This is a genomic window from Paenibacillus sp. OK003, assembly GCF_900109515.1.
Classification (GTDB): domain Bacteria; phylum Bacillota; class Bacilli; order Paenibacillales; family Paenibacillaceae; genus Paenibacillus; species Paenibacillus marchantiae.
In genome coordinates this window covers 27,675-40,667 of record NZ_FOBD01000007.1, presented here as the reverse complement: position 1 = coordinate 40,667, position 12,993 = coordinate 27,675, and the positions used below count along the sequence as shown (strand labels likewise).

At 48.9% G+C, this 12,993-nt stretch carries 14 protein-coding genes; 1 reads left to right on the top strand and 13 read right to left on the bottom strand.

Features of this window, described 5'->3' with window-relative positions; all coding sequences use genetic code 11:
* From BMW94_RS12045 to BMW94_RS12020, 6 genes are all read right to left on the bottom strand, one after another.
* Positions 1 to 435 carry a phage tail assembly chaperone gene (locus BMW94_RS12045; RefSeq protein ID WP_090998572.1) on the bottom strand — a complete coding sequence of 145 codons (435 nt, stop codon included), beginning with the start codon at positions 433 to 435 and terminating at the stop codon, positions 1 to 3.
* A gap of 181 nt (positions 436 to 616) precedes the next feature.
* A complete protein-coding gene (locus BMW94_RS12040) occupies positions 617 to 1,024 on the bottom strand; it encodes a phage tail tube protein (protein ID WP_090998570.1) in 408 nt (135 codons plus the stop codon).
* Positions 1,025 to 1,118: 94 nt separating this feature from the next.
* A complete protein-coding gene (locus BMW94_RS12035; protein WP_090998568.1) occupies positions 1,119 to 2,582 on the bottom strand; it encodes a phage tail sheath family protein in 1,464 nt (487 codons plus the stop codon).
* Complete coding sequence (locus tag BMW94_RS12030; RefSeq protein ID WP_090998566.1) at positions 2,582 to 2,782, bottom strand: YqzN/YkzM domain-containing protein; 201 nt, start codon at positions 2,780 to 2,782, stop codon at positions 2,582 to 2,584. Before BMW94_RS12030 ends, BMW94_RS12035 begins: the two co-directional genes overlap by 1 nt.
* Before the next feature lie 210 nt (positions 2,783 to 2,992).
* On the bottom strand, positions 2,993 to 3,898 hold the full coding sequence (locus BMW94_RS12025; protein ID WP_175480665.1) for a hypothetical protein: 906 nt from the start codon (positions 3,896 to 3,898) through the stop codon (positions 2,993 to 2,995).
* A gap of 332 nt (positions 3,899 to 4,230) precedes the next feature.
* On the bottom strand, positions 4,231 to 6,084 hold the full coding sequence (locus BMW94_RS12020) for a DUF4127 family protein (RefSeq protein WP_090998562.1): 1,854 nt from the start codon (positions 6,082 to 6,084) through the stop codon (positions 4,231 to 4,233).
* A 351-nt stretch (positions 6,085 to 6,435) separates the two neighbouring features.
* Between BMW94_RS12020 and BMW94_RS12015 the strand changes: the two genes are divergently transcribed.
* Entirely contained in the window at positions 6,436 to 6,918 is a 483-nt protein-coding gene (locus BMW94_RS12015; protein WP_090998560.1) for a hypothetical protein, read from the top strand.
* Positions 6,919 to 6,969: 51 nt separating this feature from the next.
* Here the strand turns inward: BMW94_RS12015 and BMW94_RS12010 are convergent, their stop codons facing one another.
* The 7 genes from BMW94_RS12010 to BMW94_RS11980 form a co-directional block, all read right to left on the bottom strand.
* Complete coding sequence (locus BMW94_RS12010) at positions 6,970 to 7,938, bottom strand: hypothetical protein (protein ID WP_254790216.1); 969 nt, start codon at positions 7,936 to 7,938, stop codon at positions 6,970 to 6,972.
* Positions 7,939 to 8,066: 128 nt separating this feature from the next.
* Positions 8,067 to 8,702 (bottom strand): VOC family protein, encoded by a 636-nt coding sequence (locus BMW94_RS12005; protein WP_090998558.1) that lies wholly within the window; start codon positions 8,700 to 8,702, stop codon positions 8,067 to 8,069.
* Positions 8,699 to 9,169 (bottom strand): VOC family protein, encoded by a 471-nt coding sequence (locus BMW94_RS12000; RefSeq protein ID WP_090998556.1) that lies wholly within the window; start codon positions 9,167 to 9,169, stop codon positions 8,699 to 8,701. Before BMW94_RS12000 ends, BMW94_RS12005 begins: the two co-directional genes overlap by 4 nt.
* A gap of 19 nt (positions 9,170 to 9,188) precedes the next feature.
* Complete coding sequence (locus tag BMW94_RS11995) at positions 9,189 to 9,764, bottom strand: NADPH-dependent FMN reductase (protein ID WP_090894149.1); 576 nt, start codon at positions 9,762 to 9,764, stop codon at positions 9,189 to 9,191.
* A 182-nt stretch (positions 9,765 to 9,946) separates the two neighbouring features.
* Positions 9,947 to 10,684, bottom strand: a complete 738-nt coding sequence (locus BMW94_RS11990) for a response regulator (protein WP_090998554.1) — start codon at positions 10,682 to 10,684, stop codon at positions 9,947 to 9,949.
* A gap of 18 nt (positions 10,685 to 10,702) precedes the next feature.
* Complete coding sequence (locus BMW94_RS11985) at positions 10,703 to 12,373, bottom strand: GAF domain-containing sensor histidine kinase (RefSeq protein ID WP_090998552.1); 1,671 nt, start codon at positions 12,371 to 12,373, stop codon at positions 10,703 to 10,705.
* 94 nt (positions 12,374 to 12,467) lie between these two features.
* Positions 12,468 to 12,950: an ArpU family phage packaging/lysis transcriptional regulator gene (locus BMW94_RS11980; RefSeq protein WP_090998551.1), complete on the bottom strand. Its 483-nt coding sequence runs from the start codon at positions 12,948 to 12,950 to the stop codon at positions 12,468 to 12,470.
* Positions 12,951 to 12,993 lie beyond the last annotated feature (43 nt).

Genomic DNA, 12,993 nt, shown 5'->3' with positions numbered 1-12,993 from the left:
TTAGTTTTTTAGGTCTTCAATCTCCACACCGAAGCCGGACAGCTCAAGTACCTTGTCGCCAACGGCATCCAGTTCACCAGCGAGCAGCATGCGGCGAACCGCTTGTTCCCCACCGGACAGCTTCATGCGGCCTGTGATGCGGTTGTCTCCCCAACCGGACAGTTCGAGTCCGTGTACATTCATTTTCACCGTCGCTTCGGAAATCAGCAGCGCGTTAAACGTTTCGGTATCCACCTTTTCCTCGGTGCGGCCTTTGACCGTTTTCCGAATGGTACAGCGTTCGCGAATCTGATCCACTTTGGAGGAAGTCAATCCACGCAGAGTCAGCAACAGATCCAAACGTTGAATGCGTACATTCTCTTCTGGCAAACGTTCTGCTGCTTCAAACAACTGATCCAAAATCTGTTCTTCGGACATATTTTCATTCATACTCATCGGGCGTTATCTCCTTCTCATTTCACAATTGGGTTAACACATCTACATATTCAGGGACAACAAAGAGACCGAGAATTTCTCGGCCTACCTGTGTTCCTATTTCTGTAATTCTCGTTGCACATACGCCTGATCAGACAAGCTTCATTACGAGGTCTTTTAGAAGTTCGAAGTCATTCCATCCTTAGTTCGCTACAATCGGGTTCAACAAATCAAATCCTTCAAATGTAAAGCTTGTTTCCTCCGGTACTTCCTCACCCGCAGTCCAGTTGGCAAGCTGGATTTTGTCCACCATGCAACCTTTCAACAGGACACTCTCATGACCGTAGGATTCTGGATCGTCCACCTTCGAGATAATTTGGAATTTGGTGAAGCCGCGCTGGATCATGTCCGAAGTGACTTTGTAACCTGTCATGGTACCTGTTCCTTTTTTCGCACCATTCTTGTGTACTTTCCAGTCGTTGCCGACCAGATTCAGCTCACGTTTCTCAATTTCTACGCTGGCCTCCAGCTTATTAATATTGGTCTGCCACACACCATCGATATGCAGCTGACCATGGGTACCGAGAATGACTCTTGACGCATCCAACATGACAATTCCTCCTTGAGATTATAAAATATCGTATAAACCATCCATTCAACGAATCGGCGTCTCTTTTAAAAGACCGTTTCCTTCTACACAAACCTTATTGCACGTAAAACGTACCAAACAACTGCTCCATGACATCCGTCAGCTTCACATTCCATTGCAGGAATACCTGATCCGCCTCCGGCTTGAGAATAGGTGCAGCACCATAATACGCTGGGTCAAGAACGACATCGTACCCCGCAGCTTCAATGACATTGCTCTGTGCGAGCAGCGCCAAATAGGCTTTCATCGCACCGATCAACGCCTGACGGCCCTCTTCCGTATTGTTCACTTTGCCGATATACGTATCTTCAGCAGAGCGCTGCAAATCCGTATTAATCGCATCCATCACACGAATCGAACGGATTTTTTTCCAGGCATTATTCTGTCCTGCGGCAGGGGTCACGAGTGTATTCACTCCGCGAAGCGCCTTCACCTGACGTCCATCATGGAAGAAAATAAATACGCCATTCTGTACCGCCTGCTCCTGTTCTGCACGAGTCCAGCGACGCGTCACGTCATCGAACGGAGAAGGTGCGTATGTGGTGGATTCATTCAGACGTTGTCCGGCAATCAGACCCGCGACATAAGCAGACGTTTCCGCCGAGCTGTAGAATGCATCTCCCAAGCGCACACCCGTACCAACATTGATTACACCCTCATGATTCAATGTGAGTGAACGTGCCGCCGCCTTCTGTGCTGCAGTCGCAGAGGTATCGTCTGCCGTAGTACCACCGAATACAGCCATCACGGGTTTACCCTCATTGCGCACACGTTTCACCCAAGCTGCAAAGCTCGCCAGCAAAGGTGCATCCGCCGCATGATCCAGTGCCAAAACGTCAAATTGCTCACCTTCCAGCGCGCCCTGCACGGCAATATACTCCGCATTGGTCAAACCATCGTTGCCACTTACACCACCTTTGAACGCCGCTCCCGCAACGGTTGCAACGACACCTGTACCATCGCCAATCGCCTGCGCGTTAATCCAGATGTTGCTTTCATCCGCATTGATCTCTTTCGCCAGCGACGCTGCCGAAATATCCGCAGTCAGCAGTGCATACAGCATCCGATTGCCTTCAAACAAGCGCACTTCATGCTTCGTATTATCAATTACACCCGGTTGAATGGTGACGTAGAACCCGTTACCCCGATCACCCGGATACTTGGCGTCCAGCTGCAGCACGGCTGCATCACTGCTATCTTTCAGCGTAAGTGTCGCTGCTTTTGCCGTCTCTCCGGCTACCCGATAAGCGAGCAGCTTTTTCGGTCCTCCTAGCAGGGCGAGCTTCAAGGATGTATAAGCTGTTCCATTATCCAGGGCATGCGCCGAGAAAATACGCTCAATTGCAGCTTCACTGCCGACTTCTACAAAAGTGCCCACCGGACCCCAGTTGGCCTTGATCGGCACAACAACCGTTCCGCGATTACCAGCCTGAATAGCCGAAGACGCTGCCGCCTGAAAATTCATATATAAGCCCGGAAGTACCGGACGATTCGTTTGCTCCCAAGTTCCGCCTGCCATTATCCCTTCACCTTCGCTTTCATAAATTGGTTGATGCGTTCCTTCGCTTCCTCAATGGAAAACGTTTCTTGCGCTGCTTCGTACAGCGCACCATACAGCACCTCTGCCTTAACGGCAAAGAGGGCTTCGGCATGATTCATCAGCTCGGCCCGCGTATATTGCGGGGCAGTCTGTTTGCTTTTTTTTACTGCGCTTGCCATGGCCATCTCACCTCATCTGTTGGACTGCCGTATTCATTGAACCTGATTTTGGTAGTATCTTTTTGACCTATGAATTTTTGTCCCATGACTCTATGAATTTTTGTTCCTATTGAACCTACGAACTTATAAATTTGAAGCTACAGCTATGATATTGACTTTCTCATCTGGAACCCCACCAAGAGCTCCTCTCGGTTAACTTTGACTCTATCTTCACTCTATCCCTTTGCTATGGTGAATCTCGCGGATCAATGGCACATCCGTACCCGGACGGCGAATACGCTGCTGCAACGTCAGACGAATCTGTCCGTTTAAGTAGGCGTCTGCCTGCAAGTCGGCAGAAACTTCATCCACCGTCACATATCGCGTACCGTCTGTATCCGTCAAAGCAATACGGGGCTGCACAGCCAGTTGTTCAACCAGATTTGTGACCGTTTGACGGACATCTCCTACATTCGCAGCCAGTACATGCCCAATCCATTGCTTGCGAATCTCCAGCGCAGAAGTCCCTGCGGTGGTTGTGCTGCATCCCGTCAATCGCCATAGTATAGACTTGGACCTATAACCTCCAGGCCAGACATCCCCATATACGGACCATTCCTGTCCAAGCTGAGTTCGTGTCCAGCCCTGAAGTGCAGCCATCCACGAATCTGTGGTTTCAGCCTGAGCATATTCCACCGTTTCCGGAACATACACCCCAAATCGCAGGCTGCGCGTGACCAGTCCAGAACTGGCATCCACACGATCACCATCCGAAGATCCTAGATAGATACAGGTAAATGCCCCGCCCTCTCCATCCTTCAGCCTGACCTGGTGTAGTCCTTCCATCAGCGCTGCTGACCATGCTTCTACTTGTTCAGCACCTCCATCTTCGGCGCGTGCATATGGAGAGATTTTGATGATCCTCCTATACCCCGCCCAAGCAGACTTTGGCACTTCTTCTGCAAAAGCAATCACGGCACAGGGTCCGGCTAACACCTCTCCCGGTGCAGCAATATCCTGTACTCGGCCATTCCATGCCGGGACAAGAGCCTCCAGCTTCTGCTTCAGGATTCGCCTGATGACGTTGCTCACTTGCCCTGTGCTGGCCGTGTTGTTTACCCCACTACGCATAGACACATTCATTTCGCCCCCTTCAGCTGCAATTTTGAGATCTGCCTGCATTGTGCAGCGACAATGTTGCAGCAGCGAATTCCCCCTTTAACTCAGCCTCTGCGTATCTACCGGCGCCAAAGCTGGACACCATTCACCGCAACAAAAAGACCGGCCCCGTGTGGCCGGTCTGTACATTAGCGTATGTGCTTTCGGTGTGTGTCCTTTGCTATTGATCCGATAATACAATCTTACACCCTTTCATTCCTAGCGCGGATGGTCATTCGTACGACTTCGGTGTGATTAAGGGTGCATCTGGGGTGGAAAAAAGACGACTCAGTGTCTCATACCAAAGCACCTTATTTCAGCGCAACTTTCGGATTCAACGTGATCTCAAACGCACGTCCCCAGATGAAATCGGGATTCGTATATTCCAGCAGTGCACTGCAATACTCCGCATAAGTTGCTTCCCCATTACAGATTTGCTTTATCGCTACATTCCCTTGGGCAAAAGCGGTTTTGTTCGCCAGTGCCGTGGTGTGGGTCTGCATCAGATCTCTGAGTAAGGTTTGCAAATGAGCATAATCTTCTTCTGAGTTAAACAACACCATATTCTGATCCGCTAGAGTTGCCACATTGGTATAGAGCGCATGCGCTCTGGAATACGTGCGGATATCTGCAATTGCTACTGCTTTATAGTAGTAATCTTTCAGGAAACGTTTGAACAACAATGACCCCTGTGCATTCATGGCATCTCGCAACGCATGGGTATGTGTTTCTGTTGTGATCAGAGCATAACGGGATTGTCCCATACCCACAGCCATACCGATTTTGTTCCCCGGCGTATTCCATGCACTGTAACCCAGCACCCGCCCCGTATACGGACTGTTCAGGAGTGCTTCGGCTACATCGACGTTGGCTGGACCTTTTCCTACAAAATCAATCAGGACCGAAGGAAGCCCCTTCTCACTATTACTCGTCAATTGCGCCACTGCCGCCTGCACCTGATCCAGCGCCGTAATGGCAACAATCTCAATGTCCACCGGTTTTTTACCCGGTTTGCCTGGATGACGGTTCGTCATGCGATCCAACTCAGACGCCATATCAAACGAAGAAGCTTCAAGGGCAGATGCAGCATTCGTTAATTCATTTCCATTTTCCATATCGGAAGTTGTATCCGTTGCCACATCAGGCTCTGGATAAGTGGAATCCGCTACAACCACACCCCCAACAATATCCACATGACGCACCACATTCTCGTGCACATTCATATATTCGTAGGCATTGATAATCGTGGAACCATGCGGGCCAAAATATTTTACTGCATAACGCGTCTTCTTCCCACCACGAAGCAGTTGGTTAGCCATACGTGCCACCAGAGCGTGACCCAGGCCATCCGCATCTGGAAGGATAATTGCCCGTTCGGGATTTTGTCCATCTGTCCCACCGAGCCATTCATTGATTCGTGCTTCCACATAATTGATCTCATTAATCTGAACGCCTTGCGTATTCGCATCGTCAACGCCTACGGCGAGGAAGTCAATATATCCTTTGCGAGCAAGCTTATCCAGAATGTACAGATTCGTTTTGAATTTATGTTGTCTGGTGTTGTAGTACTGTTCTTTATTAAAATACGTCGTGTCCCCATATTCCGTAGACTCTGGAGAAAGGTTGTACCCGTTCACAATATCCTCGAATGCCGTAAAGGACTGGCGCGGCTGCTGCATTAGTGCACGTGACTCGTTGTACGCGTCCAATGCGAGACCATCTGCAAAAGAGGTGGTAGCCAGTCGCATAATGGTATCCATCACAAACACCGGTTTGCGTGGATATTTCCCTTTAATCGCTTTGATCACATCAAGCAAACGTGTGGTGTCCTGATCATAATCAGGATATGTGCCACCTCCATCTTCACGAAGCTGACGACTGCCGATCAGACCACCATAAGCCAGTATATCCGATGAGATGATGAATCCATCCACTTTAGCTGCATTTTTTAAAATAAAATCATGAATGTTGGACGGTTTCCCATACGTAGGCGTAGACGTTCCAAGCAATGTAGTGCCTTCTACCGTTTTCTCGGAATCCAGACGATTTTGAATGTCACCCAGGTGCGGTGTAATGATATGGATACCGGCTGCTTTTCCTTGTACAACGACGTCATCCAGATTCGCTGGACGATCATCCAGTGGAACATACAATACTGTTTTCATATCCGAAAACCTCCTGTTAGTTATATTCAGTCTTTCTTTAGTACCCGATCAGAGCAAGTGTGCACTCACCGCACAAAAAAAACGACCCTTGGCCGGACCGTACATTAGCGTATGTGCTTATCGGGATAGGTCGCTTGCTGCTGATCCGATAATACAATCTTACATGTTTGAATCGGTCGCGCTGACGGTTATCCGTATGGATTACATCTATTTGTTGTCGCCATCATGGCGGTTAAACGTCGGTTTCTTGCGGAGAGTTTACCGGATAAACCAACAAATCCATTCCTGATGCTGTTTATATGATATAAGTGGCCTTTCTAACCCTATTTACCATAAAGGATGGATACGATCATGAAAAAAAAGCTCTGGTTCTATCTGTGGATTGCTATTACCAGTTATATGGCTGGCCCCGTTATGTATTCGTTGACAATGTACACCTTTTATCAGGAAGCAGATGTTGTAACTTCATCACTCATTGGATGGACCGCTGCAACATTCTCATCCGTTGGTATCCTGTTGATCCTGGTCACAGTCATTCTGCTTCGAGTGCTGCACATCTATTATTTCTGGCTGCAAACTCTGCTATTGGAGTTACTTTTCCTAGTGCTCGTCTATATGACAACTGTTCTTCTTGGGGCTCGCAACGCAGGTCTGCCCTCCCTGTCCTTTCCGTTTACGCCCGAAGGCATTCCCTTGTGGGTGTTCTGGGGCAGTATCGCGCTTATGAGTTCCTGGGGAATATGGTCAGCGCGTCAGCCCATGCGAAAATCACCATACATGCTGGCGTCCAGAGTTATTCTGCTCCTGTTTATCCTTGAAATATGGCTGCGTTAAAAAAGAAGAAGCACAGCCATCTCAAGCTGTGCTCTCTTAAACGTATTTTGCTTACGCGATAATATAACGGAAGTTTTCCCAGCTTTCCGGAACCGAATTTCCGTTTCTGGCATGATGGTAGAAGCTGAATGGAAATTTGAACAGATGACCTCCATGCCAATCGCGGGAACGTCTGTCGGTGAGCCAGTATTCCAGTTCATGTGGAAGTGCAACAGAGCGTTCTGCACGGATCAATGGCAGACGATCGACTGGAGATTGCAGCGTCGGCATCTCCTGATCGGCATCCACATCTCGGCTCAGTCGCAGCGCCTTGACCATGGTAAGAAAAGGCGGAATGCCTTTATGGAATAAAGCAGGATAATCCAGTTCAAATAATATATTAAGCGCGTGCCCGTAGGTTAGCATGTGGCCGATCAGATCATGATGTGCTTCTACCTGATAGATGGTACGAAATGCACCAAGCTCATCCAGAATCAGCCGGGACAATTGTTCCGGGCGTTCTATATCAGGGAATCCGTCTGCCTCACTTAACTTCAAGCTGCGAATTTCTTTCACCGTTGTGTTTACCCAGGATCTACCTGGAATGGTTCGCTCAAAAGAATCAATAAGTTCAACCATCTGATCCATGTCCTGCTCCGTGCCCCAACCATCCAGTTCACGAATGGCTTTTAGACTTAGGGCACCATAGATGGCCTGATGACCAACCCAGTGCAGCTCTCCGATGGTTCGATCCAGCGCTGCTGTAATACGCGCTTCGGCCTCTTCCCTTGGCAAAATCCCCCCCTTCCGGGAGGTCAAGCCATCGTTCAATCCGTGCTGGCGAAGCATCGCTTTCGCCTCAGCTGTAACACTGCCCGCCGCAAGGGCAGTGAGACGATTTTCCCGCAACCAAAAATAAGCCGCAATAGCTCCCGCCCCATAATGGGCGTGCCATAAATCTCCTGTACGCTCCCGACTGGAGACAATAACAGCCAGCCCTTCTTCCAACAAACGTCGATCCAACATGCCACCACCCTTCATCGATGCGAATCCTGATATACACACGACCAGCAACAGTTTTTTAGCAAAACACTCTTTTTAAAGCGTTTACTTCTATAAGATGATTCAAATGGTGCACATATGACCGTTTTGCCTGCTGTTCCGCCATTTTAGCCGATTCGAAGTCTTCCAACATCACGAATGGACACTTCCAGCGGATATATGTTTGCTTTTTGCTCCGAAAAGAACCAGGTTCGCTCCTTCTTCACCACAATAAACAGACCGTTCACATCCCCAACAGGGGCAAAGGTATCGCTAATCGCTCTCCATCGCTTCAATCCCATCTGCTCAAGTTCATCTACCGCAGAAAGCACATCTTCCGTGACAAGTCCCACCTCACACACCTGCTGCAGATCCTTCTCCGAAAAGGGGCGATCACTCTCGTTATGAACGGTATGATGAGCAATCAGCTCCAGAATGTTACCCGCCGGGTCTTCGAAATAAAGGGAATTGGAGTTCCAATTGGTTGAATAGGTCTCATCCCGGCCCTCATTCACACTTAGAGATACGCGCTGCGCTGCCCACGCTTTGGCCTCCTGAAAACGATTTGCTGGAATCATCCACGCGAAGTGGTAAAAGGGTTCCTGTTCTGTTCTACTTTCAGCGAATATCATCTTCGTTAATCCAACTCGTATCGTAAATGAATACTGGCATTCCTCAAGCAACTCCAATCCCAAAGTATCCACATAAAATGGTCTGATGTCTTCCAATCGTGCTGTATAACATTTGACCTCTTCAAAAATCATGCTGTGTCCTCCTTCACCCGACCGTTCATCTTCTCCCACTCACTCCAAGGCACCATGCCAAGTTCCGGCTTCGCTTCATCCGGGAGCATCGATATGAATTCCAGAGAATGACCATCCGGATCGGTAAAATACACGGACACAGCCGGCATCCATCCAAATACATATAACTCGCCAATATCATCATCCAAAAAGTTATGCGTCTTGATCCCTTTATCCTCCAGGTAAGTGACAGCTTGCTTCATGTCCTCCAACGATACCTGAAAAGCAAAATGCTGTCGCTGCACCTCGGAAGGGTCCTTTTGCCACAGTCCGAGCATCGCGTTGCCTTCACCGCCAATCCAGTAAAAGGAGTTCCCACGTTCCTTCTGCCCATAAGCATGCTGCAATCCAACAATCTGTTCATAAAAATGATGGGATCTCTCCAGATCCGTTACATTCAGATGAGTCTCAAATATGCCTTTAATCATGATGAAAACCTCCTTTCTCTTAACTCTCGGACGGCTTCCGTACTGCAGTTAATGTCTCGGCAAGGTGCAAAAATGAACCAATCACGCGTTTGATCCGATCCTCAATGTCCTGACTGCCTTCAAATTCTTCGTATCCGTCAAACGTTGCTTCAAATCTTCTGCGCTGTGCACCACCAATGGAAATCCACTCCTGCGCGTTAATACCGTGCAAATTGCGAATAATCGCCTGCAGCTGCAAAAGCGAGCTTACGCCCACCGCACCTCCTGCTGAGCTGATGGACAATACCGGTTTACCACTGAAATGAGCCTGGCTCAGGTGATCCAATGCATTTTTGAGTACACCGCTGATGCTGCCATGATACTCTGGCGTAGACAGGATAATGGCATCTGCTGCGAGCATACGTGTGTTCAGGTCAGACAGATGCTGATCTTCATTCTGTTTTTCATCCGGTGCATAGAATGGGAGTGGTGTCTGATATAAGTCGAACAAGCTGGCTTCATGCCCCTGACCGCTAATTACCTCCACGGCATATTCCCCTAAACGTGTACTGGTTGCATTTTTCCGATTACTGCCTGCCAAAATGATAATATTCATCTAGGTCACTCTCCTTCGATTTTATATAGATATTCCATCTCTTCGATTCAACTTTCTCTACTCTCATCTTACCTTGCTTCCACCTTGGAATCGTCGGCAGATAGACTTAACTTGCAGCACAAAAAAACTCAACCTTTGGGTTGAGTTTCTACGACTTTAGACTGAGAATATGTCAGAATGGATCAGACGACCCAGCCATTTCTTACAGCATGAAGCGCAGCTTGTGTGCGGTCTGCCAGTCCCAATTTGTCCAAAAGATGACTGACATGGGTTTTCACCGTTTTCTCGGTAATGATTAGTTTGATGGCGATCTCTTTATTACTCAACCCTTGTGCGATCAGCCCCAGAACCTCTCTTTCCCGACGGGTGAGCATGTCCGGTCCATGAGAAGTTTCATTTACTTGACCGTTCCGTTCCTTGTTCTGAGCCGGAGTGTCGTTATGTGAAGTGTCCTTATGTGGATTTGCACGTCCATGCTGTTCATTCATCGACAGTTCAGACGAAGCCATCACATGCATTAATTGTCCTGCTGCGGCTGGATGAAGCTCTACCTGACCTGCATGCACATTACGGATGGCAACGGCAAGATCCTCTGGCTCAATATCTTTCAGCAGATATCCCTTCACTCCTGCGCGTACGGCGGGTACAACATGATCCTGATCGGAAAAGGACGTAAGTACGATGATACGGATTCCAGGCAAGATCGAACGAAGCCTTCTCGCCGTCTCGATCCCGTCAAGCACCGGCATATGCAGATCCATTAATACCACATCCGGATGAAGTTGTTCTGCTTGTTCCAGTGCTTCCTGTCCGTTCGCCGCTTCTCCGACGACTTCCATATCTCGCTGTGTGGACAAAAAAACGTGCAACCCGCGCCTCACCATGGCATGATCGTCCGCGAGTAAAATCGTAATCGGCATGTCTTCTTCCCCCTGATTTTATACAGATTCGGACGGAAGTGGAATGACGACCGTTACCGATGTTCCCTTACGGGATGAACTCACAAGTTCAAGTCTGCCGCCCAGCGATTGGGCCCGTTCTCTCATGATGGACAGACCAAGTGAACTGGCAGGCAAGGCCTCCCGCTTTTTGGCTCCCCCTTTTCCACGATCTGTAACGATTAATATCGCTTCCTGATCGCTTAGCTGGAGGGATATCTCAGCGGAAGGGACTCCCGCATGTTTACGTACATTATTGAGCGCTTCCTGTCCAATACGCCATAAACCTTCCTCAATACTTTGAGGTAAGGAGCGCATACCTGTCCGATGTACAACGACCTGTAATCCCTGTCCTGTACCATATTCCTGCAGTGCACTGAGCAGACCAGACTCCAACCCCGCCGGACGAAGCTGCATGATCAAGGCACGCATTTCCTTCAATGCTTCCTGTGACAAGGAACGTATATCCTTCATCGCTTCCGCAGCGGGATGCATCTGTGGTGATCCGGATAACATGCTCTCCGCCCCTTTGGCTGTAAGGGACAGGGAGAACAAAATTTGGTTCACCGAATCATGCAAATCCCGAGCCAAACGGTTTCGTTCCTCCAGTCGGGTTAATTCCCGGCGTTTGTATACCAGTCTCAGACTCTCCCACGAGGCTGTAATATGTTCAGCGAGTGCATCGAAAACCTCACGATCTGCCTGAAGGAAGCCATTGGCCGAACCCAATCCAACCACCAGTACTGCCGTTTCGCCAGGAGAACTTAATGGGATGGGAGCCGCCAAGCCTGAAGCCAAAACAGACATAGGGAGCCCGGTATTGCAGATGGCAGAAACATCATGGATTTCCGTTGCCGACAATACCATAGCCCGATGAGAATCAATCACATGATGCATGCGAGTCTCCAACTCTGGAGAGAGTCCAGAAAGTGTCATCATTTCGGACTTGCTGTGGGCATGAGCCGCCTGTACCATAAAACTTCCATTCTTCTGTGATAACAGTGCGGCAAAAGGCCAATCGTAATGATGCCCGAGCAGCTTTACAACTGTCTTAGCCATATCGTCTCCACTGTTGCAATCGTTGACCATCACGCCCAGCGATCGGCTGAACTCCCCCAGCCTGACATACAGATCCGCTCGCCTTTGCTCTGCGCTATATAATCGCATCCGCTCCATTGCACTACCGATCTGATAAGCTACAGCCTGCAAAAGCGCCAGCTCACTATTACTAAAATGCTCTTTCCCTGGCGCAGCAACATTCAGCAGTCCCAGCATCCTCTCCCCCGAGCGGAGCGGAACCGTTGCATGATGGGTGATGTCATGGGTATCTCCCCATTGATGATCCACGGCATCCTCCAGGCGTTTGCAATTAATAATATTGACGGCATTATCCAATCTCCCGTCCCGGAAGCGATTCACGCACCAGCAAGACCCACAGCGCATCGGCTGCTTGTCATGATGCAGCAGAGCAGGAGGCAAACTGTAATCAGCAATACAGGAGTACTCTCCCTGATTATTGATCAGGAACACCCAGCCCGTCGTCAATCCCGTCAGTTCCAACAGTTTGCCGAGTACCGTATCCAGCATCAGATTCAGGTCGTTGGATGTGTTGAGCGTTTCCGCGATCGTCTTCAGTGTGTACATCTCCTGCATTCCGGCTTGTTCCGTCATGCGGATTCCTCTCCTTTGACTCATCCTTAGTGTTGTTTTCAATTATTGTATACAATCAGCGAAGGATATAAAAGGTTGAACTTCTTGCTTCAATTTAGCCCAGCTTCTGTCGCTCTTTGCGAGAGGCGGATAACGGCTCCATATTCATCAGACCCCGATCTGAGAGAGCCAGCGCCATTTTATAGAACGCACGTGTCCGAATCTTCGTATACGTATCCTTGCTGACAGGCGGGTCAAACACATGGTTATACACTTTATAATCAAATACATCGTCATCCTTCAGATAACGTTCGCTGACAAGTACACGTTCCTTCTCGCTCAGTCGAGATACCACAAAATCAATCGTATCGCAGTACGCCTGACGTGCGCGCTGTACATCCACATTATAGATTGCCGTTCTGGCAGTGGAATCCCCGGTCACATTCGTTGCACCATGGAAACGCTCAGCGTAACTCGCCGTCACCATCACCTCTCGTTCTTCAAAAGCAATTGTTTTATAAATCCGGTATTTTTCCAGCGCGGCTTCAACAGCAGTCTGTGTTTTGCGTCGGTCCAATTCGGGCAGCATCAGTTCCATATTCATTCTCCTCCTTAAAGGGTCAGTTAAACTCGCATTCATC

What these genes read in the sequence shown, in the direction of transcription:
- BMW94_RS12045 (WP_090998572.1), bottom strand. Translation starts at nt 435, where the DNA reads ATGAGTATGAATGAAAATATGTCCGAAGAACAGATTTTGGATCAGTTG.
- BMW94_RS12040 (WP_090998570.1), bottom strand. Translation starts at nt 1,024, where the DNA reads ATGTTGGATGCGTCAAGAGTCATTCTCGGTACCCATGGTCAGCTGCAT.
- BMW94_RS12035 (WP_090998568.1), bottom strand. Translation starts at nt 2,582, where the DNA reads ATGGCAGGCGGAACTTGGGAGCAAACGAATCGTCCGGTACTTCCGGGC.
- BMW94_RS12030 (WP_090998566.1), bottom strand. Translation starts at nt 2,782, where the DNA reads ATGGCAAGCGCAGTAAAAAAAAGCAAACAGACTGCCCCGCAATATACG.
- BMW94_RS12020 (WP_090998562.1), bottom strand. Translation starts at nt 6,084, where the DNA reads ATGAAAACAGTATTGTATGTTCCACTGGATGATCGTCCAGCGAATCTG.
- BMW94_RS12015 (WP_090998560.1), top strand. Translation starts at nt 6,436, where the DNA reads ATGAAAAAAAAGCTCTGGTTCTATCTGTGGATTGCTATTACCAGTTAT.
- BMW94_RS12010 (WP_254790216.1), bottom strand. Translation starts at nt 7,938, where the DNA reads ATGAAGGGTGGTGGCATGTTGGATCGACGTTTGTTGGAAGAAGGGCTG.
- BMW94_RS12005 (WP_090998558.1), bottom strand. Translation starts at nt 8,702, where the DNA reads ATGATTTTTGAAGAGGTCAAATGTTATACAGCACGATTGGAAGACATC.
- BMW94_RS12000 (WP_090998556.1), bottom strand. Translation starts at nt 9,169, where the DNA reads ATGATTAAAGGCATATTTGAGACTCATCTGAATGTAACGGATCTGGAG.
- BMW94_RS11995 (WP_090894149.1), bottom strand. Translation starts at nt 9,764, where the DNA reads ATGAATATTATCATTTTGGCAGGCAGTAATCGGAAAAATGCAACCAGT.
- BMW94_RS11990 (WP_090998554.1), bottom strand. Translation starts at nt 10,684, where the DNA reads ATGCCGATTACGATTTTACTCGCGGACGATCATGCCATGGTGAGGCGC.
- BMW94_RS11985 (WP_090998552.1), bottom strand. Translation starts at nt 12,373, where the DNA reads ATGACGGAACAAGCCGGAATGCAGGAGATGTACACACTGAAGACGATC.
- BMW94_RS11980 (WP_090998551.1), bottom strand. Translation starts at nt 12,950, where the DNA reads ATGGAACTGATGCTGCCCGAATTGGACCGACGCAAAACACAGACTGCT.